The following is a 23,234-nucleotide window of genomic DNA, read 5'->3' as shown; positions in this document are numbered from 1 at the left end:
TACCCCATGGACATCTGGAACTGGGTCGAAAAACTGCAGGGTGACCTGCGCCAGGCAGGCCAGGCGCAGAACGCGCACCTGCTGAACCGTCTCGCCGACGAGGTGAGTGAACTGCAGATCGACCGCGTCGATGCGTTGCTGCCCGAAGCGCGTGCGCTGGGCAAGGCGCTGGACAACCCGTGGGTCGACGTCTACGTCGGCCACTGGGCGCTGCGCAACCGCGTCGGCAACCGCGTCGAAGGCGAGAGCGCGCTGGGCGAAGCGGTGGCGCTGTTCGAACGTGCGCACCGTGAGGACACGCTGGAATGCCCGCAGTCGATCTGTGTGACCCAGGATCTGGCTGCCTGCTACGGCAACATCGATGGCCCGGGCTGGGTGCCCGAGCGCATCGAGGTCTGCGATGAAACACTGGGTCGCATCGACCCGAGCTGGGCCTGTTTCCAGTGCCTGAGCTGCGAGAAGGCCGATGCGCTGCTCGATGATGGTCGTGGCCAGGCGGCGCTGGATTACCTGCAGGCGCAGGCCGATGCCGTGGAGGCCTGTGGCAAGGAAGTGTTCGACAGCTTCCCGGAGATGCAGATCAAGATCCTGCTGGGAATGGGCCGTGCCGATGAGGCACTGGCGCTGATCGAAAAGCGGGAGGCCGAAGTTGCTGCGTCCGGAGAATACGAGCCGGCCAACTGCACGGTGCCGCGCCGCCTGTCCAAGGCCTGGGCGCTGGCGCAGCTCGGCCGCGACGAAGAGGCGCTGCAGCAGCTGGTGCCGTGGAGCGAGCTGACTCCGAACTACTGGCGCCTGTGGGCCAACACCGCCGCCGCGCTCTGTCAGCGGGATCCTGCGCGCAACACCTGGGATCTGGGCACGCGCTTCAACACGATCATCGAGCACTTTGCCCGGGTCGGATCGCATCGCCTCCTGATCGAAGTGGCAGCGCTGAGCCTGGAGCTGGCGCTGCAGCGTGGCGCTCGCTGGGTCGCACTGCGGCAGCTGGAACTGGCGCGCACCCATCTGGCGCAGCTGCGCCAGGATCGTGGTGCCGCGGCGCTGGTGGCCGGCCTGGCCGCGCGCATCGACGCGTTGCCGGATGTCGCACCGCTGCCGGTGCCGGCCGCTGAACTGCTGGCATGGCTGAACGAGCAGGGCGAGCAGAACCAGTCGCGTGATCCTGAGCGCGAGGCGCAGTGGCTGCTGCAGGCACAGGCGCAGCTGCCGGATGATGAAGCACTGGCCGAGATGGCCGCTTCCGCGTTGAGCGCCTGTGGTGCACAGGCGGAAGCGCGCGCATTGCTGTGGCGATTCGTGCGCACACACGCTCAGGATGATGGCCCGGCTGCCTACACGCTGATGCGCTGGCTGACCGAGCAGGGCGACGACGACGGCCTGCGCCAGCTGGCGGATACCTACCGCGGCAGCGTGCCGGTGTTCGCGCACTGGTGCGAAGTGCAGCGCGCTCGTCGCGTTTCCGACTGGCCGGCGCTGGAGCAGGCCGCGCAGGCGCTGCTGGCCGCCTCGCCAGGTTCGCACGGTGCGCGTGGCACGCTGGCGCGCATGTACATGGAAACCGGCCGCTTCAGCGAAGCACAGGCCTGCTATGCGCAGCTGGTGGAGCTGCTGGAAGAACCCAACGCCGCGCACTGGGACCACATGAGCGCCGCCAGCGCGGCGCGGGATTGGGACGCCGTGCGTCGCTCGGCGACGGCGATCGGCATGGAGCTGTCCAGCCAGGACGGCGTGGTCGAAGAACCGTGGGGCTGGGTGATCATCCGCAGCGAAGAGAATGGCGAGCCGATGGAGTACTACGCCCGTCGCAGCGGACCGGTGACCGCGCGCATCGTCGAGAACGCGCCGTCCAACCGCGCCCAGCAGGTCGGCGACTGGGTGGTGTTCGATGCCGCGCTGGTGCATCCGGCCCCGGAGGAAGAAGAAGCGCGCGAGCATTTCATCCCGACCTATGCGCAGGTGCATGTGCTGGAGCGCGGCGGCTTCGCCCGCAGCTGGATGATCGATGGCGCGCACCCGGGCGAAGAGGCCTGGAACATCTTCGTCGAGGCGGCCGAAGCACAGGGTTGGAAGGTGTGGTCGCACAGCCGCGCGGACTACACCGTGACCGATCCGGCCGTGGAAGAGGGCACCCTGCCGGGTGTGCTGTTCACCGTTGCGCAGCCGCAGGATCATGCGCCGCTGGCACTGCATCGCTTCCTGCAGCAGGAAACCGCGGCGTGGCCACATCCGCATTGCTGGCTGCGCCTGGCCGAGGCCTGTGACCAGGATCGACAGCCGCACCTGGACGTGATCGAGCGCTACGGGCTGTAATCCCGGTATCGGGTAGTGCCGGCCGCTGGCCGGCAGCCCCTTGGATATCTGCAATTGCCGGCCAGCGGCCGGCACTACCTCAAGGACGAACACAATGCGAAAGACAAGGACGTTGATGATCGCCGGGCTGCTGCTGGCCCCCACCGTGCAGGCTGCACCTGCATGCCAGGAGCCAGCCGCTGTGGCCCGCGCCTTCTACCAGGCGACGACCGGCAATGGCGACCTGCTGGAGCCACCGCCCGCGCTGGTCAGCCCGGCCTTCAGCAAGGCGCTGCGCGGCGAGCGTGCCTGCCAGGAACGCGAACAGGGCATCTGCACGATCGATTCCGATCCGTGGCTGGATGCGCAGGACGGCGACATCGACAGCCCGGTGCGCTACAGCTGGAAAGAGACTTCGGCGACTACCGGCCAGGTCGAAATGCGGTACTCGGTGTGGAAGGCTGCCTACGTGACCCGGTTGCCGATGGTGCGCCAGGCGCAGGGCTGCTGGCAGGTCGATGACATTCTCACCAACAGCGGTCGCTCGGTGCGGAAGATCCTGGCCCAGCCGGTGCCTTGACCGTCTGCGGCATCCACGCATGGCGTGGCTCTACGGCGCTCCGTTTGCCGGCCAGGTGATGTTGGGGCGGGTGCCGACCGTTGGTCGGCACACCGCCTATCGCGTATGCCCGAACACCAGCTCGATCACGAACTGGCTGCCGAAGAACGCCAGCAGCAGCAACAGCATCGCCGCCAGCGTCCAGTGCACCGCCTTCATTCCGCGCCAGCCGTAGCGACGGCGGCCGATCAGCAACACGCCGAATACGATCCATGACAGCACGCTCAGCACGGTTTTGTGCACCAGCTTCTGCGCCAGCAGGTCATCGACGAACAGCACGCCGGTGACCAGGGTCAGGGTGAGCAGCGCGAAGCCGACGGTGATCACGCGGAACAGCAGAGATTCGAGGTCGGCCAGCGGCGGCAGTGCGCGCAGCCACGGGCGGAATTCACGACGGCGCAGGGCACGTTCCTGCAGCCACAGCATGATCGCCAGCAGCGCGGCGATGCTCAGCGTCGCGTAGGCCAGCAGCGCCAGCCAGGCATGGCTGGCCAGGCGCCAGCCCAGCACTTTGCTCGGTTCGTGGCCGTAGCCGTGGTAGGCCAGCAGCAGCACGGCAGCCAGCGGGAACACCACCACGCCCAGCGCCGACATCCGCCCTCGCGCGCCGACCAGCGAGGTCAGCCAGGCCATGCCCAGGCCGACCAGCGACAGGGCGGCGAAGAAGTGCATGTCCGGGCCGCCGTTGGTGCGCATCGCGACCATCACGTGGTAGCCGCCGTGCAGCAGCATCGCCGGCAGCGCCGGCCACAGCCAGGTGGGCGCGCCAGAGGTTCCATCGCGGCCGAGCGCGCGCACCAGCAGGGCACTGGCAGCCAGGTACAGCAGGACGGCGATGAGAACGATTGTCATCGTTGCAGTTTCGCATACCCCCGCGGTGGTGGCGACGGCCGCGGCGTCGCAGCCCGGGGGCAGGGGCGGACCCGTTATACTGTCTGCCTTATTGTCCCCCGCTTTCAGACAGGTTGCGCCGCATGTTCGAGTCCCTGACCCAGCGCCTTTCCGGCACCATCGAGCGCCTGCGTGGCCGTGGCCGCCTGACCGAGGAGAACATCCGCGAGGCGACCCGCGAGGTCCGCATCGCGCTGCTTGAAGCCGACGTCGCGCTGCCGGTGGTGCAGGCCCTGATCGAGCGCATCAAGGTGCGCGCGGTCGGCCAGGAAGTGCTGAAGTCGCTGACCCCGGGCCAGGCCCTGATCAAGGTCGTGCGCGACGAGCTGACCGCGGTGATGGGTGCTGAAGCCAGCGACCTGAACCTGAATGTTCCGGCTCCGGCCATCATCCTGATGGCGGGCCTGCAGGGCGCCGGCAAGACCACCACCGTGGGCAAGCTGGCCAAGCACCTGAAGGAAAAGCGCAAGAAGAAGGTGATGGTGGTCTCGGCCGACGTTTACCGTCCGGCCGCGATCGAGCAGCTGAAGACCCTGGCCGAGCAGGTCGGCGTGCTGTTCTTCCCGTCCAGCGCCGACCAGAAGCCGGAGGCCATCGTCCGCGCCGCCATCGACGATGCACGGAAGTCGTTCGTCGACGTGCTGCTGGTCGATACCGCCGGCCGCCTGGCCATCGACGAAGCGATGATGGCCGAGATCAAGGCCCTGCACGCTGCCGTGAACCCGGCCGAAACCCTGTTCGTGGTCGACGCCATGACCGGCCAGGACGCGGCCAACACCGCCAAGGCCTTCGGCGACGCCCTGCCGCTGACCGGCGTGGTGCTGACCAAGACCGACGGTGACGCCCGTGGTGGTGCCGCGCTGAGCGTGCGCTACATCACCGGCAAGCCGATCAAGTTCGTCGGTGTCAGCGAAAAGCCGGAAGGCCTGGATGTGTTCCATCCGGACCGTATCGCCAGCCGCATCCTGGACATGGGCGACGTGCTGTCGCTGGTCGAGCAGGTCGAGCAGCAGGTCGACAAGGACAAGGCGGCCAAGCTGGCCGAGAAGGTCGCCAAGGGCAAGAAGTTCGACTTGAACGACATGCGTGACCAGCTTGAGCAGATGCAGAACATGGGTGGCATCGGCGGCCTGATGGACAAGCTGCCGGGCCTGGGCAACATCCCGGATCATCTGAAGCAGCAGGTCAGCCAGGGCAAGGAAGTGCCGCGCATGATCGCCATCATCGGCTCGATGACCAAGAAGGAACGGCGCAACCCGAACCTGCTCAATGGCTCGCGCCGCGCGCGCATCGCCAAGGGCTCGGGCGTGACCCCGGCCGACGTCAACAAGCTCATGAAGCAGTACATGCAGATGGAAAAGATGATGAGCAAGATGGCCGGCGGCGGCATGAAGGGCATGCTGCGCAGCATGAAGGGCATGATGGGGGCCATGGGCGGCCGTGGCATGCCGTTCCGTTGATCGACGTGAGGGCCGAACGCAGGTGCCGGGATCGGCACTTGCGTGCCCCGGCCCGTATTGCTTGACTACCTGCCGTATCTGACAAGGGAATGTTCATGAACAAAGTGATCGTGGCGATGGTCCTGGCCCTGGGCCTGGCCGCATGCAAGGACGACACTTCGGTGTCGCAGAAGGCCGGCAGTGCCATCAGTGGCACGGCGGCTGATTTCGTTGCGGGCCTGGGCGAGGGCGTGGACAAGCGCATGAACGTGACGCTGCAGGCCGATCCGGGCCTGGCCGCACATGGCCTGACCGTGACCCTGGGCAAGAGCCGGGGCATGGGTTCCAAGGAAGCGGCGGTGTATGTGGTGGCCGACAAGGCCTTCAAGGGCAAGCTGGTGGCGCGCGCGCTGGACGCCGATGGCACCGAGATCGGCCGTGCAGCGGCCGAGGTGGAGTTCGCCGCAGACGACGCGCGCTACGTGACCTTCCAGTTCAACGAGGAAATGGACAGCCAGCTGGTGCGCACCTACGCGGTGGTGGCGCGCTGATCCCTGTGCGACCGGATCTACGGATCCGGTCTCGGCGACTGGCGTATGCTGGGTGGTGACTTCTCCCACAGGTATGTCGCGTGAACGCATCGCCGATTCTTGAACGCGCCGACACCTTCTGTCGGCGTTTTTCATTGCAGCTTCCGGTCCTGCTGGCGCCGATGGCCGGCGCCTGCCCCGTACCGTTGTCGGCTGCGCTGGCCAACGCCGGCAGCATGGGGGCGATGGGTGCGGTGCTGTCGTCTTCGGCCGATATCGGTCGTTGGATGGACGATTTCCGCGCCGCTTCGGCCGGCCCGGCGCAGGTGAACCTGTGGGTGCCGGATCCGGCACCGACCCGTGATGTCGCCGCCGAAGCTGCCAGCCGCGCCTTCCTCGCGCAATGGGGCCCGGACGTGCCAGCGAGCGCAGCCGACGCCACGCCCGCCGATTTCGAAGAACAGTTCGCCGCGCTGCTGGCCGCACGCCCGGCGGTGGCCTCGACCATCATGGGCGTGTTGCTGCCGCGCCACGTGCAGCAGCTGAAGGACGCCGGCATCGCCTGGATCGCGTGCGCGACCACGTTGTCCGAAGCACGCGCTGCCCAGGATGCCGGCGCCGATGCCGTGGTGGCGCAGGGCGTGGAAGCGGGTGGGCATCGTGGTTCATTCGATCCGGCGATGGCCGAGCGCCAGCTGGTGGGCCTGTTCGCGCTGCTGCCGCGTTTGGCCGATCACCTGCAGATTCCTGTGATCGCCGCCGGTGGCATCGCCGATGGTCGCGGCATCGCTGCGGCGCTTACGCTGGGCGCCAGTGCCGTGCAGATCGGCACCGCGTTCCTGCGCACGCCGGAAGCGGCGATTGCGTCGGCGTGGGCGGACGGGCTGGCTGCCAGCGAACCGGAAGACACCTGGCCGACCCGTGCGTTCAGTGGTCGTCTGGGCCGTGGCCTGGCCACGCCTTATGTGCGCGCCGCCGCCGCGGAAGGTGCCCCGGCGCCGCGTCCGTACCCGGTGCAGCGGGGCCTGACCGGGCCGATGCGCAAACAGGCCGTGCAGGAAAACCGCCTGGCCGCGATGCAGGCCTGGGCCGGGCAGTCGGCGTGGATGGCGCCGGCAGAGCCCGCTGCCGAAGTGCTGCGCGGTATGTGGAACCAGGCGCAGGCGTTGCTGCGATGACGGTGACCTGCAACGGCCAGCCGGCGCAGGTGGAGGATCTGCTGCCCGCGCTGGTGAATTACGGCCATTTCACCTCGCTGCAGGTTCGCAACAACGCCGTGCAGGGGCTGGGCCTGCATCTGGCGCGGCTGTCGCAGGCGACGCGGGAGCTGTTCGGCAGCGCGCTGGACACGGTGCAGGTACAGGCCTGGATGGTGCAGGCATTGCAGCAGGCAGGCCTCGCCGATGCCTCACTGCGAGTGACGGTGTACTCGCGCCGCTTCGATTTCCGCAATCCGCTGGTCGCCGTGCCGGTGGACGTGCTGGTGGCGGTGTCCGCGCCGGTGGCGCTGAGTGCACCGAAGCGCGTGCGCAGCGTGGCCTGGCAGCGCGAACTGCCGCAGATCAAGCATGTAGGCACGTTTGGCCTGTTTGCCGAGCGCCGTGCGGCGATGGCGGCCGGCTTTGACGATGCCCTGTTTGTCACCGCCAGCGGCGAGATCAGCGAGGGCAGCACCTGGAACCTGGCCGTGCACGATGGTGAACGGCTGCTCTGGCCGCAGGCGCCGGCGCTGCGCGGGACGGCCGAGACGCTGCTGAAGCGGCACTGGCCTGGGTCGCAGCTCACGCTGCCGCTGGCGTTGGCTGAACTGGACGGCGTGAAGGCGGCTTTTGCCTGCAATGCCAGCGGCCTGTGGGCGCTTGAAGCCATCGACGGGCATGTCCTGCCCGGTTCGCAGACCTTGGCTGAACAGGGAAGGGCGGTGCTGGCGGCGGTGCCTTGGCAGGGATTGGGGTCAGATCCCTTTTGCGTCCCAAAAGGGATCTGACCCCCGGCAAGCCCCCCCGGGGTTGGCTCGGCCGGGCTCTGCCGCTATAATCGCCCGCTTACCTCGCCATCCTGGCGACTGGGCAATAGGAAAAACACCATGGTCAAGATTCGACTGACCCGCGGCGGCGCCAAGAAGCGTCCGTTCTACCACATCATCGTCACCGACGTGCGCAGCGCGCGCGACGGCCGCAACATCGAGCGCGTTGGTTTCTACAACCCGGTCGCCCAGGGCGGCGAGAAGCGCATCGAGCTCGACCTGGCCCGCGTTGACCATTGGGTCAAGAACGGCGCCCAGCCGACCGACAAGGTCCGCAACCTGATCAAGGAAGCGACCAAGTCCCAGGCCGCTGCGGCCTGATCCTGACGGGCCACGCTTCGGCGTGGCTCTCTCGGTTGAAGCAGATGAAAGATATCGAGCGCCGCATCCTGCTGGGCAGGGTTGTCGGCGCTTTTGGTGTGCGCGGCGAGATCAAGCTCGAGTCCTGGACCGAGCCACGTTCCGCCATTTTCCGTTACCAGCCGTGGATCGTGCGCAGCCCGTCCGGCGTGGAAACCACGATTGAAGGTGTGCGTGGCCGCGACAGCGGCAAGCACCTGGTCGCCCGTTTCCCCGGCGTCGAGGACCGTGATGCGGTCGAAGCGATGCGCGGCACCGAGATCTACGTGGCCCGCAGTGCCTTGCCGCCGCCGAAGCCCGATGAGTATTACTGGGTGGACCTGGAAGGCCTGGATGTGAAGACCACCGAGGGCGTTGCCCTGGGCCAGGTCTCGCACCTGTTCAGCACCGGCGCCAATGACGTGGTGGTGGTCCGGGGTGACCGCGAGCGGATGATTCCGTTCGTGCAGCCGGACTTCGTCAAATCGGTCGACTTCGAGGCCAACCTGGTCGTGGTCGACTGGGATCCCGAGTTCTGAGTGTGAGCATGCGTTTCGACGTCATCACCCTGTTCCCCGAGTTCCTCGCCCAGTCCGCTGGATTGGGCGTGGTCGGGCGTGCGCAGGAGAAGGGGTTGTTCAGCCTGCACGGCTGGAATCCCCGTGATTACGCCGAAGGCAACTACCGCCGGGTGGACGACCGTCCGTTCGGCGGTGGCCCGGGCATGGTGATGCTGATCGAGCCGCTGCAGGCCTGCCTGCAGGCGATCCGCGATGCTGATCCGACCCCGGCGCGGGTGATTTACCTCAGCCCGCAGGGTGCGCCGTTGACCCAGGCCAAGGTGCGGGAACTGGCGGCACTGCCGCGCATGGTCCTGCTCTGCGGCCGTTATGAAGGCATCGACGAGCGTTTCCTGGAGGCCAATGTCGACGAGGAGATTTCCCTCGGCGACTACGTGCTGTCCGGCGGCGAACTGGGTGCGGCGGTGATCATCGACGCCGTGGCCCGCCTGCAGGACGGGGCCCTGAATGACGCCGAATCGGCGGCCCAGGACAGCTTCGAAGGTGACCTGGGCCTGCTCGACTGCCCGCATTACAGCCAGCCGGCCCAGCATCCGCTGGGAGACGTGCCGGATGTGCTGCGCTCGGGCAACCATGCGGCCATCGCCGCCTGGCGCCGCCAGCAGTCGCTGGTCCGTACCGCCCAGCGGCGCCCGGACCTGCTGGATGAACAGGCGCTGGGCAAGGCCGACCGCAAACTGCTGGACCAGGCCCGCCAGGCCCAGAGACAGAAGGCCAACCCCTAGCGCAGGGCTGGCTTTATCGGCTATCATGGCCAATTACCGCCAGCCCCGGCCGGCGCGCGCAGTACCCACAACAAACGTGCAGCACAGTCCGGTGACTGCATGAGCCTACGTTGTCGACACGACACGCCCACCCGAACAAGAATCGGTGTAACCCATGAGCAAGCTGAACAAGTCCATCGTCGCGGAATTCGAATCCGCCCAGATCACCCGTGAACTGCCGAAGTTCAGCCAGGGCGACACCGTTGTCGTCAACGTGAAGGTGAAGGAAGGCAGCCGCGAGCGCGTGCAGGCCTACGAAGGCGTCGTCATCGCCACCAAGAACGCCGGCCTGAACTCCTCGTTCACCGTCCGCAAGATCTCGCACGGCTACGGCGTCGAGCGCGTTTTCCAGACCCACAGCGCCATCATCGACTCGGTCGAAGTGAAGCGTCGTGGTAAGGTCCGCGCCGGCAAGCTGTACTACCTGCGTGGCCTGGAAGGCAAGGCTGCCCGCATCAAGGAAGACCTGGCTGCCGCTGCTGCCGCCAAGGCTGCCCGTCTGGCCGAAAAGGCCTGATAAACAACTTCGGTTGTTGCCGCGACGGCCACCTTCGGGTGGCCGTTTGCGTTTCCGGCATCGCATCGGCCACGATCAGGTGATGAACGACATCAACCCGCGCTATCCCGCCGTGATCCAGGCGGCCTTGCGCTTCCTCGACGGCAAGGGGCTGGCGCGCGTGCAGTCGGCGCCGCTGCTGCACCGCCTGCTGTGGCGCCTGGGCATTGCCCTGCCGCCACCGATCCTGGCCGGCTTCGGCATCAATGCGCTGGTGCAGGGCCTGCTGTTCGGGTTGTTCTGGACCGCGCTGATGTGGCTGATGCTGTGGCAGGGCAGTGAGCGCCCGCTGGCGCTGCTGCTGGTGGCCGGCCTGTTGGCCGGCGCGCTGTTCGGCGTGGTGATGGCGGCCCTGATGCGCTCGCTGCGCCGCCACCGCAAGCTGCCGGAGTGGCGCCAGTTCCGCGCGGGGCAGGCGGACTGAGCTGATGGCGCACCGCGCCGTGACCAGCAGGCGCGCGTCGCGCTAGGCTGCCGGCATCATCCCGATGGACGTGCCGTGCGATGCCCGCCAAGCGAACCGCACCCTCCGCCGCCCCAACACTGCTGTCCGGCGGCAACCCGCAGATCGCCAAGGGCGAGGGCAATGCCCCGGTGCAGGCCTACATTGCCGCCATGCCGGACTGGAAACGTCCGATCGGCGAACAGCTGGATGCGCTGATCGAACAGGCCGTACCCGGCGTGCACAAGGCGGTGAAGTGGAACTCGCCGATGTACGCGGTGGCCAGGGGCGAAGGCTGGTTCCTCAGCTTCCATTGCTTCACCCGCTACATAAAGGTCGCGTTTTTCCGCGGCGCAGCGCTGAGGCCGGTGCCGCCGGAGCCGTCCAAAAGTGCCGATACGCGTTACCTGCACATCGAGCAGGATGGCGTGCGGGATGAGGCACAGTTCCTCGACTGGGTGCGCCAGGCGGCCGCATTGCCTGGAGAACGCATGTAAGTCCACCGTTACGATCTCCTTGCCGACGAGAACCGCTGATGACCACGCACGTGCCGAACCCTGACGACGCCGGAACCACGGCGGCTGAACTGATCGATGCGCGCATCGCCGAGCTGGGCGACTGGCGCGGCGAAACGCTGGCCCGCGTGCGTGCATTGATCCATGAGGCGTTGCCTGACGTGCAGGAAACCTGGAAGTGGCGTGGCACGCCGGTGTGGGAGCACAACGGCATCCTGTGCACCGGCGAGACCTACAAGCAGGCGGTGAAGCTCACCTTCGCCAACGGTGCGGTGCTGGCCGATCCGAAGGGCCTGTTCAACGCCAGCCTGGAGGGCAACACGCGGCGTGCGATCGACATCCATGAAGGTGCGATGCCCAATGCCGCGGCGTTGAAGGCGCTGTTGCGGGAAGCCGCGAAGTACAACGCGGCGAAGAAAAAGCGGTAGTGCCGGCCGCTGGCCGGCTGTTGCGCGATGCTTCCGGAGAGGCATGAAGTTGCCGGCCAGCGGCCGGCACTACCGGGGCGTTCACCGGTCCATGAGGTTGCCGGCCAGTGGCCGGCATTACCGCGGCGGCGTTGACTCCAGTGTCGCATCCGGGTCGGCCACCGGTGATGGCGGGCAGGCCGGAATCTCCGACGGCGTGGCCAGCTCCTCTGCGTGCGAGGGCTTGCCGATCATCTTCGCCTTGCGCCAGCCACCCCAGCGGTAATACGCCAGCGACAGCAGCATCGACACGAACGAGCTGACCGGGAAACTCCACCAGATCGCATCGGCGCCCCAGTACGGCTGCAGCAGTTCGGCGAACGGCACGCGCACGCCCCACAGCGAACCGGCCAGGATCAGCAGCGGCGGAATCACCGCGCCGGTGGAGCGCACCACGCCGGAGATGACGAAACTGACACCGAAGAACAGGAACGAGCCGATCACCACGTGATTGAGGTGGCGGGCGATGTCCAGCGCCTGGCTGGCTGGTGGCAGGAACAGCGCCAGCAGCTGTCGGTCGAACACCACCAGCGGCAGGATCAGCGCGCCGGTCAGCAGGAAGTTGAACAGCACGCCCTGGCGCGCGGTGCCGCGCACGCGGTCCCAGCGCTGCGCACCGACGTTCTGTGCGGCCATCGACGAGCACGCTGCACCGATCGCCATCGCCGGCATCTGCAGGTAGTTCCACAGCTGCAGCGCGGCGCCGTAACCCGCGCCGGTGTCGGTGCCGTACTGGTTGACCATGGTCATCAGCAGGATCACCGACAGCGAGATCAGCACCATCTGCAGGCCCATCGGCACGCCCTTGACCACCAGCGCCTTGAGGATGGTCAGGTCGAGCTTGAACAGGCGCATGTCGGCACGGCCCAGCCACAGCGTGTGGCGCTTGTGCCGCATGTACAGCAGCAGGCCGGCCAGCGACAGCGTCTGCGCGACCAGCGTGGCCCAGGCCGAGCCGGCAATGCCGAGCGCAGGGAACGGCCCCATGCCGAAGATCAGTACCGGGTTCAGCACGATGTCCAGCGCCACCGAGACCATCAGGAAGCGGAACGGCGTGCGCGAATCGCCGGCACCGCGCAGCGCGGCGGTGAGGAAGGCGAACGCATACAGCGTCGGCATCGCAAGGAAGATGATCCGCAGGTAGGCCTCGGCCAGCGGAAGCGAGGCGGCTGGCGTGCCCATTGCCGCCAGCAGCGGGTGCGCCATGAACCAGCCGGCGATGGCGATGATCACCGACAGGCCGATGAAGAAGGTGGCACTGGTGCCGACCACGCGCCGCGCCTGGGCAATGTCGCGCGCGCCGATGGCCTGGCCGATCAGGATGGTCGAGGCCATGCCGAAGCCGAATACCGAGCCGATCAGGAAGAACATGATGTTGTTGGCGTTCGCGGTGGCGGTCAGTGCCGCTTCGCCGAGGAAGCGCCCCACCCACACCGCATTCACCGAGCCGTTCAGCGACTGCGCGATGTTGCCCGCCAGGATCGGCAGCGAAAACAACAGGAGATTGCGGCCGATCGGGCCGGAGGTCAGGTCAAGCGGCGCTTTGGCCATGGAGTGGTGATCGAATCCCGGGAGGCGCACACTAGCACCAAGCCGGTTTGCGGGATGTGGCAATGCATCAACGACTGCAGGTGACGCGGGCTCTGGCGCTGGCCTTGATCGGCGCCACACTGGCCGCATGTTCGACAGGTGACCGGCTGGGCGATACCCAGGTGCGGCCGACCGACCGCCCCGAGTGCCTGGTCGGCAGCCAGCGCCAGGATCTGTCCGCGGGTGTGCCGACCCTGATCGGCGGCACCGGCTGCCGGACCGACCCCGACCATCCGCGCCCTCTGAACAAGCCACCGGAGTAGTCCAGATCGATGCATGAACTTCCCCCGCTGTCGCCCAGTGTCCGCCTGGACATCTGGCTGTGGGCGGCCCGTTTCTTCAAGACCCGCAGCCTGGCCAAGCAGGCCATCGAAACCGGCAAGGTCAGCGTCGCCGGCCAGCGTCCGAAATCCTCGCGCGCGGTGCGCGTGGGCGAGCAGTTGCAGGTGGATCGTGGCGAGGAGCATTTCGAGATCCAGGTGCTGGGCCTGAGCGATCAGCGCGGGCCGGCACCGGCGGCGCAGCAGCTGTATGCCGAGAGCGAGGCCTCGAAGGCGCGTCGTGCGGAGCAGCGTGCGCTGCGCATCGCGGCGCGCGACGGCTTCCAGCCGCCGGAGCACAAGCCGGACAAGCGTGCGCGGCGGTTGATCCGTGCGCTGGGCGATCTGGACGCGCTTTGACGCATCCGCCATGCATGGCGGATGCCGTGCATGCGGAATACCGTCGGTAGCGCCGGGCCATGCCCGGCGGGCAAGGTTCCGGTCAGCCGTTGTTGGGTAGACCTCCGGCAGGGTCGGAACATCCTGTCATGGAAGATCGCAATGCGCCTGCGCCACAGCCTGCTGTGCCTGACCCTCGCCACCGCCCCGGTGTACGCCGCAGACATCACCTTCTGGGATGTTCCGCAACGCGGCGGTAACAGCATGAACATGTCGCCGCCCGACCGGGCCTACTTCGATGCCCTGCGCGCGACCGGCGCGACCTGGGTGCGCCTGGTCCCCGACAAATGGAAGGGGCGGGGCGGGCGTGACTTCCTGATCGGCAATGCCGACGACTACCGTGGCCTGGTTCCGGCCGACCTGGCCACGCTGCGGCGGGTGCTGGATGATGCCGACGCGGCCGGGTTGAAGGTGGTGCTGACCCCTTTGTCGTTGCCGTTGCTGCGCTGGAAGCAGCACAACGGCGACAAGGTCGACCCGCGCCTGTGGCAGACCTTCGACAACCACGCGCCGGCCCGGCGCTTCTGGAACGACCTCGCCACGGCATTGAAGGGCCATCCCGCGCTGGCCGCCTACAACCTGATCAACGAACCGGTTCCCGAATACGGTGCTGGCCTGGCCGAGCATGCTTCGGCAGAGGCCATGCGCCAGTGGTACACCGGTGTGCAGGACGGGCCGCGCGATCTGCGTCGTTTCTATTCGGAACTGATCGCCAGCATCCGCGCGGTCGATGCGGACATGCCGTTGATGCTGGATGCCGGCTGGTACGCCGCTGCCGACGGTTTCAACTACTGGCCGGCGCCGCTGGCAGACGCGAAACTGCTGTACAGCGTGCACATGTATGAGCCGTATGCCGCAACCAGCGCGCCAAACCAGAAGCGCACCACGCCGTATCGCTACCCGGGCGTGGTGCCGTTTGGCGAGCACAGCGAACGCTGGGATGCCACGCGTGTCCGCAGTTACCTGCAACAGCCGATGGACTGGGCGAAGACGCATGGCGTGGAGGCCAACCGCATGGTGGTTGGCGAGTTCGGCTGCATGCGGCGCTGGCCCGACTGCCAGCGCTACCTGCAGGACGTGCTGCAGGTGCTGGAGCAGGAGAAGGTGCATTGGGCCTTCTACGCCTTCCGCGAGGATGGGTGGGATGGCATGGACTACGAGTTGGGTGACGGCCCGTTGCCGTGGTCCTACTGGCAGGCGCAGGAACAAGGCAAGGCCGTGGCGCCGCCGCGTTCGATGCAGGCGCCGTTGTTCGCACCGATCCTGGAGCGGCTGAAGGCGGGCAATCGCTAAGCCGCCGGGCATGGCCCGGCGCTACCCATGGAAATTCCGATGATGCGATCGGCGGATATCGATCAACGCGACGCCTGGTAGCGCCGGGCCATACCCGGCGACACCTTCCGTCAGCGCTTGCCACCCAGCAGGTTGCCGCCCAGCTTCAGCAGGTCGCCCACACCCAGCTGGCCATCACCGTCCTGGTCCAGCAGGCTGCCAAGCAGACCGCCGGCGAGACCGCCCTGCTGCTGTACCTGCTGCTTCTCCTGGCCCAGCGCCTGGCTGAGCGAGCCGGCATCGGCCTGGCCGCCGCCCAGGCGCTGGGCGAGGAAGGCCATCACGATCGGTGCGAGGATCTGCAGCAGCTGGCTGGTGCGGCCGCTGTCGAGCTGGGTGGCCTGGGCCAGGCCGGTTTCCACCTTCTGCTGGCTGCCACCGAAGATGTGGCCGAGGATGCCGGCGCCGTCGCTGGCGGCACCACCGCCACCGCCGCCCAGCACCGAACCAAGCACGCTGCCCAGGTCCAGCCCACTGTGGTTGTTCTGCAGTGCGCCGAGCAGCGCCTGCGCGCCCTGCGGCTGCGAGGCGTTGTTGCCCAGCGCGCCCATCAGCACCGGCAGTGCGGCACTGATCGCACCGGAGGCCTGGGTGTCGCTGATGCCGAGCTGCTGCGACACCTGCTGCAGCGGGGCGCCCTGCAGTTTGGAGAGAAGTTCATCGGTCAGGCTCATCAGGGGGCTCCTTGATTGGGTTTGGGCGTGCTGACGATACGACGCGGACCGTTAAAACGGCGACGCCGCCCCACAGGGAGGCGGCGTGCCGTACGCGGGGCAGGGCGATCAGAGCTCGATGTCTTCCGCGCCCGGGGTGGCGGCCGGGAAGTCGGTTTCCGGCTGGGCCGGCTTGAACGAATCCGACGGCTGGCTGGCCAGGGCCTTCAGGGCCGCGGTGATGCCGGCGCCATAGGCCGGGTCGGCCTTGCTGCAGTTGTCGATGTGGCGCTGCTTGATGAAGTCCGGCGCATCGCCCAGGGCACGGGCGGTGTTGGCGAACAAACGGTCCTTCTGCGCCTGGTTGTAGCTGCGGAACAGCGCACCGGGCTGGCTGAAGTAGTCGGCGTCGTCTTCGCGGAAGTTCCAGAAGTCGGCGTCACCGCGGATCTTCATCGGCGGCTCGCGGTACTCCGGCTGCTCCTGCCACTGGCCGTAGCTGTTCGGCTCGTAGTGCGGCAGGCCACCGTAGTTGCCGTCCACGCGCATCGCACCGTCGCGGTGGTTGCTGTGCACCGGGCAGCGTGCGGCGTTCACCGGAATCTGGTGGTGGTTCACGCCCAGGCGGTAGCGCTGCGCATCGGAGTAGGCGAACAGGCGCGCCTGCAGCATCTTGTCCGGCGAGGGGCCGATGCCCGGCACCAGGTTGCTCGGTGCGAATGCCGACTGCTCCACGTCCTGGTACCAGTTGACCGGGTTGCGGTTCAGTTCGAACTGGCCCACTTCGATCAGCGGGTAGTCGCTCTTCGGCCACACCTTGGTCAGGTCGAACGGGTGCACGCGGTAGGTTTCCGCATCCAGTTCCGGCATGACCTGGATGAACAGCTTCCACTTCGGGAAGTCACCCTTCTCGATCGCGGCGAACAGGTCGCGGCCGTGGCTTTCGCGGTCATGGCCGACCAGGATCTGCGCCTGTGCGTCGGTCAGCGATTCGATGCCCTGCTGGCTGACGAAGTGGAACTTGACCCAGAAGCGCTCGCTGTCGGCGTTGGTGAAGCTGTAGGTGTGCGAGCCGAAGCCGTGCATGTGGCGGAAGCTGCGCGGGATGCCGCGGTCGCTCATCACCACGGTCACCTGCAGCAGGGCTTCGGGCAGCAGCGTCCAGAAATCCCAGTTGTTGCGCGCGCTGCGCAGGTTGGTGTGCGGATCGCGCTTGACCGCCTTGTTGAGGTCGGCGAACTTGCGCGGGTCGCGCAGGAAGAACACCGGCGTGTTGTTGCCCACCAGGTCCCAGTTGCCTTCTTCGGTGTAGAACTTCAGCGCGAAGCCGCGGATGTCGCGCTCGGCGTCGGCGGCGCCACGCTCGCCGGCCACGGTGGTGAAGCGGGCGAACATCTCGGTCTGCTTGCCGACCTTCTCGAACAGCCTGGCGCGGGTGTACTTGCTGATGTCGTGGGTGACGGTGAAGGTACCGAACGCGCCCGAGCCCTTGGCGTGCATGCGGCGCTCGGGAATGATCTCGCGGTTGAGGTTGGCCAGCTTCTCCAGCAGCCACACGTCTTCCATCAGCAGCGGGCCGCGCGGGCCGGCGGTCTTGCTGTTCTGGTTGTCCACCACCGGTGCGCCGAAGGCCGTGGTCATCGGCGTGACCGGGTCATCGCCGTGCTTCTGCTTGGGCGTGGTGCTCAGCTCGCGCTGCTGCTCGGCGCCCTGCTCCGGCGACGGGGCGGTGTGATACGGGCACTTGGCGTTGTTGTTGTCGGACTGGCTCATCGGCTGGCTCCTGGGGGCGGTGAAGACGTGGGAAAACATCTTCACTCGACTGTAGCTAGGGCCAGATGAAATGAATAATCGAATGAATCATTCATTTCTATAGTTTTTGTCTATCGATTGTCGGAAATTCATTGCCGGAGCCTTGTTCCGGTCGCCCCGCGGCTGGCGCCCCGACATGCTCCGGTCATGGGCCAGCGGTGCTCGATTCGACGATGCGCACCGGGCGTGCCAGGCCGTCGAAGGCATCCACATAGCGACGATGGAGCATCCCGTCCCGGCGCAGCTGGGTATCCTGCATTGGCCGGATCTGGGTGGTCAGCGGATTCCCGCGTGGCGCCAGCTGCGTTCCGTAGCGCGCGGGATAGGCAGCGGATGCGCCTGCCTTCACATACCGGGTTTCCTGTACCACCACGCCGGCACGGCGAAGGCGCTCGATCTGCAGGTCGCCGATGTTGGCGGTGTAGTCGTTGCCGAAGACATACTCGGCCTGCACGCCGTCAGGCCGGTTCTCCCAGGTGGTTGAAACGCAGTTGGAGGTGCAGCCACCGGTGAATGACCAGCGCGGTGAGTATGTGTACGTCCAGGAGGCGGGCTGGATGCCGGGCCCGGACAGGGTCTTGGATACCAGCGACTTGGCCATGTAGGCGTTGGGAATGCCGAATGAGCCAAACCCGAAGTTGGAGGAACTGGTGCCGATGATGCCGCAGCTGCCAGGCGTGTTGTCCGATCCGTGGATCAACTGGCGAAGCGAGAACACTCCTTGCGCGCCGCTGGGATGGCGCATGGTGATCACATCGTTGTAGGCCGGGTCGCCGGCATCTTCCGAGCGGAATCCGGCTGCATTCTGCGCGCAGGAATTCATGTAGAAGCCTGGATTCAGGACGGGGGGCACCATCGTCCACGGCATCGCGCCGACATGGCGGTCGGTGGAGAAGGTCCAGCGCGACTGGTCGGGAAGCACGACTTCATTGAGCGTGCGTCCCCAGTAGCTGTCGACGTAGTTGTAGCGCCAGGTGCGATCTCCGGCCCGGACGGCACCGATCTTGCCCTGCGCGTCATAGTCGATGTCGATCCGGGCTCCGTCATTGGAAATGATCGCCAGCAGGCGGGTCGGGTTGGCACTGTCGTAGCTGTAGCTGACCCAGTTGCCGTGGCGGTCCTCGACACGTGTCGCGTAGAGGAAGACATCGACCACCGGAACCAGCAGGTAGGGCTGCGATGTGCCATTGCCATTGCCATCGCGGTAGTACTCGTTGGCCAGCACGTCGTGCTGGTCACGGACCGCCATCCAGTCGAAGAAGTAACGGGTGCCATCGGTGGTCCGCACGACAAAGCCTTCGCCGGTTCCATTCCTGATGGCTGGCAGGCAGCTGACGCGCCACTGGCTGGCCGAGGTGCCAATGTAGGTTGCCCCGTCCTGGGGCAGGCTTGCCCCTGCTTCCTTCAGCAACAGGGATTCATAACCGACCGCAGGGAGGTTGATGAAGATGCCGCTCCAATAGGTATGCTTCGGGATGACCCGGGTGTTGAAGTCCGGTGACGGGCCCACCCACTCGGTCGGGGACAGGTTGCTGCCGCTGCAGCGGCCGCCGCCCACCGCATTCCAGCCCCGGCGCTGATCGTAGGAGCCCATCATGTAGGGGGCATCGATTTCCCAGGACGCCCCCAGCGGAGCGGCAGCGCGATCCAGTCCCTGTTTCTGCTTCGGCGTTGTGCGTGTGAATGCGACCCGCATTCCGCTGCTGGTCGGCACGACGACATCGGTCTGCGAGAACTGCAGCGCGCCATCCTTCCTGTTGAGGGAGTCACCAAACAGATCATCGCCGAGCGCCGCGACCCGCGCACCCCGCAGGCGTTCGTCGTAGGTACGCTCGCTGCTTACGAATTCCTGTGCATCGGCCACGCCACACACCAGCAACAACGCTAGAACCATACGCCGCATGTTCGTTCCCTCGTGATCGAATCCCCTCGCTTCGATGCGGCGGCATGCTGCCCGGCCCCATTGCATGCCGCTGGGATCGCATTTCCAGTGATTGTGCGGAACGGCGCCCAGCTCCCCCGTGGCGGTCCGCGTGGCCGAGTATGCAGGATTCTTCGTGGCAGCTTCCAGGGGGCATGGTGCCCCCTGGCCTGGTGTGCCTACAGCAGTGCCTTCAGCCGGTACAGGGCTTCCAGTGCCTGCTTCGGGGTCAACTCGTCCGGATCGATCGTGGCCAGCGCTTCCTGCGCCTTGCTGGCCGGCGCGGCGAACAGGCCGAACTGCTGCGGTGCATCCAGCGCCTGCGGTGCCAGTTCGGCGGCGTGGCTTTCACCGCCGCGCTGCTCCAGCTCGGCCAGGCGACGACGGGCCTGCGCCACGGTGGCACGCGGCAGGCCGGCCAGCGCGGCCACCTGCAGGCCGAAGCTGCGGTTGGCCGGGCCATCCTTCACTGCGTGCATGAACACCAGCGCTTCGCCATGCTCGACCGCGTCCAGGTGCACGTTGGCGATGCCGCTGCGGCCGCCTTCGTGCTGTTCGTCGGCCAGCGCGGTCAGCTCGAAGTAGTGGGTGGCGAACAGCGTGTAGCAGCGGTTCTGGTAAGCGAGGTGGCGGGCCACCGCGTCGGCCAGGGCCAGGCCGTCGTAGGTGGAGGTGCCGCGGCCGATCTCGTCCATCAGCACCAGCGAATGCGCGGTGGCGTGGTGCAGGATGTAGCTGGTTTCGGCCATCTCGACCATGAAGGTCGACTGCCCGCGGGCCAGGTCGTCTCCGGCGCCGATGCGGGTCAGGATGCGGTCGATCGGCCCGATCAGCGCGCGGCTGGCCGGCACGAAGCTGCCGATGTGGGCCAGCAGCACGATCAGCGCGTTCTGCCGCATGTAGGTCGACTTGCCGCCCATGTTCGGGCCGGTGATGACCAGCATGCGACGGTCTGGATGGAGGTCCAGGTCGTTCGGCTCGAACGGCTGCTCGCGCACCGCCTCGACCACCGGATGGCGGCCGCGTTCGATCTTCAGGCAGGGCTCGGCCTGCAGTTCCGGTCGCGCCCAGTCCAGCGCCTGCGCGCGTTCGGCGAAGGCGGCCAGCACGTCCAGTTCGCTCAGCGCCGCGGCGCACTGCTTCAACGGTTCCAGCTGGCCGCCCAAGGTGTCCAGCAGCTGCTCGTACAGGTACTTCTCGCGCGACAGTGAACGGTCGCGCGCGGACAGCACCTTGTCCTCGAACGCCTTCAGTTCTTCGGTGATGTAGCGCTCGGCATTGGTCAGCGTCTGGCGGCGGGTGTAGTGCACCGGCGCGCGGTCGGACTGGCCCTTGCTGATTTCGATGTAGTAACCGTGCACGCGGTTGTAGCCCACCTTCAGGGTGGGGATGCCACTGCTCTCGCGCTCGCGCAGTTCCAGGTCGACCAGGAACTGGTCGGCATGGGTGGACAGGCGGCGCAGCTCGTCCAGCTCTTCATCGAAGCCATCGGCCAGCACGCCGCCGTCGCTCAGCTTCAGTGGCGGCATTTCGGCGATCGCACTGGCCAGCAGCTGCGCGCACTCGTCATGCTCGCCCAGCGCTGCGTGCAGCGCCTGCAGGCGCGGCGAATCCAGCGGCGCCAGCACCTCGCGCACGGCCGGCAGCAGGCCCAGGCCATCACGCAGGGTGGAGAAGTCACGCGGGCGCGCCGAGCGCAGTGCAACGCGGGTGAGGATGCGTTCCAGGTCGCCGAGGCGGCGGAACTGTTCGCGGATGTCAGCGTCGCTGCCGCGGTCGATCAGGGTTTCCACCGCATGGTGGCGCTGCACCAGCACCTCGCGCAGGCGCAGCGGGCGGTGCAGCCAGCGTCGCAGCAGGCGGCCGCCCATCGGCGTCACCGTGCTGTCGAGCACGCCCAGCAGGGTGTTGCGGGTATCACCGTCGACGCGCGTATCCAGTTCCAGGTGGCGACGGGTGGCGGCGTTCATCGCGATCGCCTCGCCGGCAGTTTCCATCGCGATCGAGGTCAGGTGCGGCAGGCGCTGCTTCTGGGTTTCCTCGACATAGCCGAGCAGGGCGCCAGCGGCAGCGGTGGCGCGCGGCTTGTCATCGATGCCGAAGCCGCTCAGGTCATGCAGCTTGAAGAAGTTCAGCAGCTGGCGACGGCCACTGTCGGCGTCGAACAGCCACGGCGCACGGCGGCGCACGCCGGTGCGCTGGCGCAGGAACTCCGGCCAGTTCTCCTCGTCGGGCACCAGCAGCTCGGCCGGTTCCAGTCGGGCCAGTTCGGCTTCCAGCGCGTCGTCGGTCTCGACTTCATTGACCAGGAAGCGGCCACCGGCCAGGTCGGCCCAGGCCAGGCCGTAGCCCTGCTTCGTGCGCGACAGCGCCATCAGCAGGGTGTCACGGCGCTCGTCCAGCAGCGCTTCGTCGGTGACGGTGCCGGGGGTGACGATGCGCACCACCTTGCGCTCGACCAGGCCCTTGGCCAGCGCCGGATCGCCGATCTGCTCGCAGATCGCCACCGACTCGCCCAGCGCCACCAGCCGCGCCAGGTAGCCTTCGTAGGCATGCACCGGCACGCCGGCCATCGGGATCGGCGCGCCGCCGGAGCTGCCGCGCTGGGTCAGTGTGATGTCGAGCAGGCGCGCGGCCTTGCGGGCGTCGTCGTAGAACAGCTCGTAGAAGTCGCCCATGCGGAAGAACAGCAGCAGGTCCGGATAGTCGGACTTGGCTGCGAAGAACTGCTTCATCAGCGGGGTGTGTTCGGCGGACTTGTCTTTGGACATGGCACTCGTGGATCAGGGCATCCGGTCGCGCCGGAGGGCGGCGACGGCGGAGCAGGTACAGGGCCGTCCATGGTAACTGCTGGGGCCGGTGGACGCCGCTGCGGTTGGCGGGCATTGCCCGTGCGGGGCACGCAGTCAGGCCGGGATGAGGGTGATCTGCCGGTGGCTGGCGAAGATCTCCATCACGATCTCGAAGTAGGTCTGGCCCTGGCCCTGCTGCAGGGCGTCCAGCTGGAGCGCAATGGCCCGCGTGTTGAAGGTGCCCGGGGCTTCCAGCTTGGACTGCAGCCACTGGCAGGTGGCCTCCACGCCCAGCGCCGCGCGGCTGTGGGCGATGTCGCGCCAGATCAGTGTGGCCGGTGCCTGGCCGGCCAGCGCGCCATAACCGCCATGCAGCAGGTCGTCCAGCGCGTCCAGGCTTGGCCCGAGCTGCCAGCCCTCGTCGGCCATGAACACGCGGTTGATCTCCGCGTACAGGCTCGCGATGTCATCGATGGCAGCGCCTTCAATCTGTAGGACAAGCGTCATATGTCGACTGTAGCGTCGTTTCCTGTGCGTTGGGCACGGCTGAGCGCCGGATGCTTTGGGACCCATGCTGGGGTTTCGCATACTTCTTCGCTGAGTCAAGGTGCTCGGCACTCCCGTCGTGGCGCGCGCCGGTTTGCAGGGAAGAAAACGATGTGACCCATCCCCAATAGCAGGGCCAGCAGCTGATAGAGAGTTCGCCCGAAGTCTTCTTCTTATTAATTGATTGGTGCCATCGGCAGCAGGACCCCCTCGGGCGCGCTCAACTTCCACTGTCAGTGATGATTGGCTGGGTGATAGAAATAGTTTCTCATCCTGTATCATCGGCGAGAAAGGTCTGGGAAATTGTTTCTGGCATGGTCAGTAACGTTGTATCTGCGTCTCCGGTGCGATGGGGGTTGTTTGATCTGTCCCCGTTGTGAGCAGGGTGAGGTGTTGAAAGCTCAAGTA

General features: G+C 66.9%; 23 protein-coding genes. 16 read left to right on the top strand and 7 right to left on the bottom strand.

The annotated features are described in order from the left end of the window. Positions 1–6 precede the first annotated feature (6 nt). Positions 7–2,313, top strand: a complete 2,307-nt coding sequence (locus tag AC5P88_RS04190) for a tetratricopeptide repeat protein (RefSeq protein WP_106549512.1) — start codon at positions 7–9, stop codon at positions 2,311–2,313. 94 nt (positions 2,314–2,407) lie between these two features. Beyond that, on the top strand, positions 2,408–2,872 hold the full coding sequence (locus AC5P88_RS04185; protein ID WP_106549513.1) for a YqhG/Tai3 family protein: 465 nt from the start codon (positions 2,408–2,410) through the stop codon (positions 2,870–2,872). A gap of 96 nt (positions 2,873–2,968) precedes the next feature. Here the strand turns inward: AC5P88_RS04185 and AC5P88_RS04180 are convergent, their stop codons facing one another. Beyond that, positions 2,969–3,763, bottom strand: a complete 795-nt coding sequence (locus tag AC5P88_RS04180; RefSeq protein WP_106549514.1) for a cytochrome C assembly family protein — start codon at positions 3,761–3,763, stop codon at positions 2,969–2,971. A 122-nt stretch (positions 3,764–3,885) separates the two neighbouring features. On the opposite strand from AC5P88_RS04180, the gene ffh reads away from it, so the two are divergent. The 11 genes from ffh to AC5P88_RS04125 all read left to right on the top strand — a co-directional run bounded on the left by ffh (position 3,886) and on the right by AC5P88_RS04125 (position 11,422). Next, complete coding sequence (gene ffh / locus AC5P88_RS04175; RefSeq protein ID WP_014036403.1) at positions 3,886–5,262, top strand: signal recognition particle protein; 1,377 nt, start codon at positions 3,886–3,888, stop codon at positions 5,260–5,262. Between the two features lie 95 nt (positions 5,263–5,357). Next, a complete protein-coding gene (locus tag AC5P88_RS04170; protein WP_146146963.1) occupies positions 5,358–5,792 on the top strand; it encodes a hypothetical protein in 435 nt (144 codons plus the stop codon). Between the two features lie 80 nt (positions 5,793–5,872). After that, a complete protein-coding gene (locus tag AC5P88_RS04165) occupies positions 5,873–6,949 on the top strand; it encodes an NAD(P)H-dependent flavin oxidoreductase (protein ID WP_106549516.1) in 1,077 nt (358 codons plus the stop codon). Then, positions 6,946–7,758, top strand: coding sequence for an aminotransferase class IV family protein (locus AC5P88_RS04160; RefSeq protein ID WP_106549517.1), 813 nt, complete (start codon positions 6,946–6,948; stop codon positions 7,756–7,758). The genes AC5P88_RS04165 and AC5P88_RS04160 overlap by 4 nt, the downstream gene beginning before the upstream one ends. A 99-nt stretch (positions 7,759–7,857) precedes the next feature. Then, a complete protein-coding gene (rpsP, locus tag AC5P88_RS04155; protein ID WP_005408594.1) occupies positions 7,858–8,118 on the top strand; it encodes a 30S ribosomal protein S16 in 261 nt (86 codons plus the stop codon). Positions 8,119–8,162: 44 nt separating this feature from the next. Further along, on the top strand, positions 8,163–8,675 hold the full coding sequence (gene rimM, locus AC5P88_RS04150; RefSeq protein ID WP_049431209.1) for a ribosome maturation factor RimM: 513 nt from the start codon (positions 8,163–8,165) through the stop codon (positions 8,673–8,675). Positions 8,676–8,683: 8 nt separating this feature from the next. Further along, the gene (gene trmD, locus AC5P88_RS04145; RefSeq protein ID WP_495224386.1) at positions 8,684–9,442 is read left to right on the top strand and encodes a tRNA (guanosine(37)-N1)-methyltransferase TrmD; all 759 of its coding nucleotides are present in this window, start codon (positions 8,684–8,686) and stop codon (positions 9,440–9,442) included. Positions 9,443–9,596: 154 nt separating this feature from the next. After that, positions 9,597–9,998, top strand: coding sequence for a 50S ribosomal protein L19 (gene rplS / locus AC5P88_RS04140; RefSeq protein ID WP_005408597.1), 402 nt, complete (start codon positions 9,597–9,599; stop codon positions 9,996–9,998). 82 nt (positions 9,999–10,080) lie between these two features. Continuing rightward, the gene (locus AC5P88_RS04135) at positions 10,081–10,461 is read left to right on the top strand and encodes a DUF6404 family protein (RefSeq protein ID WP_495224385.1); all 381 of its coding nucleotides are present in this window, start codon (positions 10,081–10,083) and stop codon (positions 10,459–10,461) included. A gap of 80 nt (positions 10,462–10,541) precedes the next feature. Continuing rightward, complete coding sequence (locus AC5P88_RS04130) at positions 10,542–10,976, top strand: DUF1801 domain-containing protein (RefSeq protein ID WP_286075320.1); 435 nt, start codon at positions 10,542–10,544, stop codon at positions 10,974–10,976. Between the two features lie 38 nt (positions 10,977–11,014). Further along, complete coding sequence (locus AC5P88_RS04125) at positions 11,015–11,422, top strand: DUF1801 domain-containing protein (protein WP_495224384.1); 408 nt, start codon at positions 11,015–11,017, stop codon at positions 11,420–11,422. A 117-nt stretch (positions 11,423–11,539) separates the two neighbouring features. Here the strand turns inward: AC5P88_RS04125 and AC5P88_RS04120 are convergent, their stop codons facing one another. Beyond that, entirely contained in the window at positions 11,540–13,012 is a 1,473-nt protein-coding gene (locus AC5P88_RS04120; RefSeq protein ID WP_495224383.1) for an MATE family efflux transporter, read from the bottom strand. Between the two features lie 62 nt (positions 13,013–13,074). Here AC5P88_RS04120 and AC5P88_RS04115 point away from each other — a divergent pair, with 62 nt between their 5' ends. From AC5P88_RS04115 to AC5P88_RS04105, 3 genes are all read left to right on the top strand, one after another. Beyond that, entirely contained in the window at positions 13,075–13,314 is a 240-nt protein-coding gene (locus tag AC5P88_RS04115; RefSeq protein WP_111203361.1) for a hypothetical protein, read from the top strand. A gap of 9 nt (positions 13,315–13,323) precedes the next feature. After that, positions 13,324–13,731, top strand: coding sequence for an RNA-binding S4 domain-containing protein (locus AC5P88_RS04110; protein WP_495224382.1), 408 nt, complete (start codon positions 13,324–13,326; stop codon positions 13,729–13,731). 141 nt (positions 13,732–13,872) lie between these two features. Further along, positions 13,873–15,063 (top strand): glycoside hydrolase family 5 protein, encoded by a 1,191-nt coding sequence (locus AC5P88_RS04105; RefSeq protein WP_495224381.1) that lies wholly within the window; start codon positions 13,873–13,875, stop codon positions 15,061–15,063. A gap of 110 nt (positions 15,064–15,173) precedes the next feature. On the opposite strand, the gene AC5P88_RS04100 is transcribed toward AC5P88_RS04105, so the two are convergent. The 5 genes from AC5P88_RS04100 to AC5P88_RS04080 all read right to left on the bottom strand — a co-directional run bounded on the left by AC5P88_RS04100 (position 15,174) and on the right by AC5P88_RS04080 (position 22,787). Further along, positions 15,174–15,776, bottom strand: a complete 603-nt coding sequence (locus AC5P88_RS04100; protein WP_049429956.1) for a DUF937 domain-containing protein — start codon at positions 15,774–15,776, stop codon at positions 15,174–15,176. Positions 15,777–15,884: 108 nt separating this feature from the next. Beyond that, positions 15,885–17,528: a catalase gene (locus AC5P88_RS04095; RefSeq protein ID WP_495224379.1), complete on the bottom strand. Its 1,644-nt coding sequence runs from the start codon at positions 17,526–17,528 to the stop codon at positions 15,885–15,887. 184 nt (positions 17,529–17,712) lie between these two features. Next, entirely contained in the window at positions 17,713–19,470 is a 1,758-nt protein-coding gene (locus tag AC5P88_RS04090) for a wall associated protein (RefSeq protein ID WP_495224378.1), read from the bottom strand. 197 nt (positions 19,471–19,667) lie between these two features. Continuing rightward, complete coding sequence (gene mutS / locus AC5P88_RS04085; RefSeq protein WP_495224377.1) at positions 19,668–22,259, bottom strand: DNA mismatch repair protein MutS; 2,592 nt, start codon at positions 22,257–22,259, stop codon at positions 19,668–19,670. Positions 22,260–22,394: 135 nt separating this feature from the next. Continuing rightward, complete coding sequence (locus AC5P88_RS04080; RefSeq protein WP_495224376.1) at positions 22,395–22,787, bottom strand: barstar family protein; 393 nt, start codon at positions 22,785–22,787, stop codon at positions 22,395–22,397. Positions 22,788–23,234: the final 447 nt, after the last annotated feature.

The sequence above is a fragment of the Stenotrophomonas sp. YJH_SMC_8 genome, assembly GCF_059371315.1.
This window is presented reverse-complemented; position numbering and strand designations above follow the sequence as displayed.

Bases quoted from the DNA above. Each gene is read 5' to 3' on its own strand.
- AC5P88_RS04190 (WP_106549512.1), top strand. From the start codon at position 7: ATGGACATCTGGAACTGGGTCGAAAAACTGCAGGGTGACCTGCGCCAG.
- AC5P88_RS04185 (WP_106549513.1), top strand. From the start codon at position 2,408: ATGCGAAAGACAAGGACGTTGATGATCGCCGGGCTGCTGCTGGCCCCC.
- AC5P88_RS04180 (WP_106549514.1), bottom strand. From the start codon at position 3,763: ATGACAATCGTTCTCATCGCCGTCCTGCTGTACCTGGCTGCCAGTGCC.
- ffh (WP_014036403.1), top strand. From the start codon at position 3,886: ATGTTCGAGTCCCTGACCCAGCGCCTTTCCGGCACCATCGAGCGCCTG.
- AC5P88_RS04170 (WP_146146963.1), top strand. From the start codon at position 5,358: ATGAACAAAGTGATCGTGGCGATGGTCCTGGCCCTGGGCCTGGCCGCA.
- AC5P88_RS04160 (WP_106549517.1), top strand. From the start codon at position 6,946: ATGACGGTGACCTGCAACGGCCAGCCGGCGCAGGTGGAGGATCTGCTG.
- rpsP (WP_005408594.1), top strand. From the start codon at position 7,858: ATGGTCAAGATTCGACTGACCCGCGGCGGCGCCAAGAAGCGTCCGTTC.
- rimM (WP_049431209.1), top strand. From the start codon at position 8,163: ATGAAAGATATCGAGCGCCGCATCCTGCTGGGCAGGGTTGTCGGCGCT.
- trmD (WP_495224386.1), top strand. From the start codon at position 8,684: ATGCGTTTCGACGTCATCACCCTGTTCCCCGAGTTCCTCGCCCAGTCC.
- rplS (WP_005408597.1), top strand. From the start codon at position 9,597: ATGAGCAAGCTGAACAAGTCCATCGTCGCGGAATTCGAATCCGCCCAG.
- AC5P88_RS04135 (WP_495224385.1), top strand. From the start codon at position 10,081: ATGAACGACATCAACCCGCGCTATCCCGCCGTGATCCAGGCGGCCTTG.
- AC5P88_RS04130 (WP_286075320.1), top strand. From the start codon at position 10,542: ATGCCCGCCAAGCGAACCGCACCCTCCGCCGCCCCAACACTGCTGTCC.
- AC5P88_RS04125 (WP_495224384.1), top strand. From the start codon at position 11,015: ATGACCACGCACGTGCCGAACCCTGACGACGCCGGAACCACGGCGGCT.
- AC5P88_RS04120 (WP_495224383.1), bottom strand. From the start codon at position 13,012: ATGGCCAAAGCGCCGCTTGACCTGACCTCCGGCCCGATCGGCCGCAAT.
- AC5P88_RS04115 (WP_111203361.1), top strand. From the start codon at position 13,075: ATGCATCAACGACTGCAGGTGACGCGGGCTCTGGCGCTGGCCTTGATC.
- AC5P88_RS04110 (WP_495224382.1), top strand. From the start codon at position 13,324: ATGCATGAACTTCCCCCGCTGTCGCCCAGTGTCCGCCTGGACATCTGG.
- AC5P88_RS04105 (WP_495224381.1), top strand. From the start codon at position 13,873: ATGCGCCTGCGCCACAGCCTGCTGTGCCTGACCCTCGCCACCGCCCCG.
- AC5P88_RS04100 (WP_049429956.1), bottom strand. From the start codon at position 15,776: ATGAGCCTGACCGATGAACTTCTCTCCAAACTGCAGGGCGCCCCGCTG.
- AC5P88_RS04095 (WP_495224379.1), bottom strand. From the start codon at position 17,528: ATGAGCCAGTCCGACAACAACAACGCCAAGTGCCCGTATCACACCGCC.
- AC5P88_RS04090 (WP_495224378.1), bottom strand. From the start codon at position 19,470: ATGCGGCGTATGGTTCTAGCGTTGTTGCTGGTGTGTGGCGTGGCCGAT.
- mutS (WP_495224377.1), bottom strand. From the start codon at position 22,259: ATGTCCAAAGACAAGTCCGCCGAACACACCCCGCTGATGAAGCAGTTC.
- AC5P88_RS04080 (WP_495224376.1), bottom strand. From the start codon at position 22,787: ATGACGCTTGTCCTACAGATTGAAGGCGCTGCCATCGATGACATCGCG.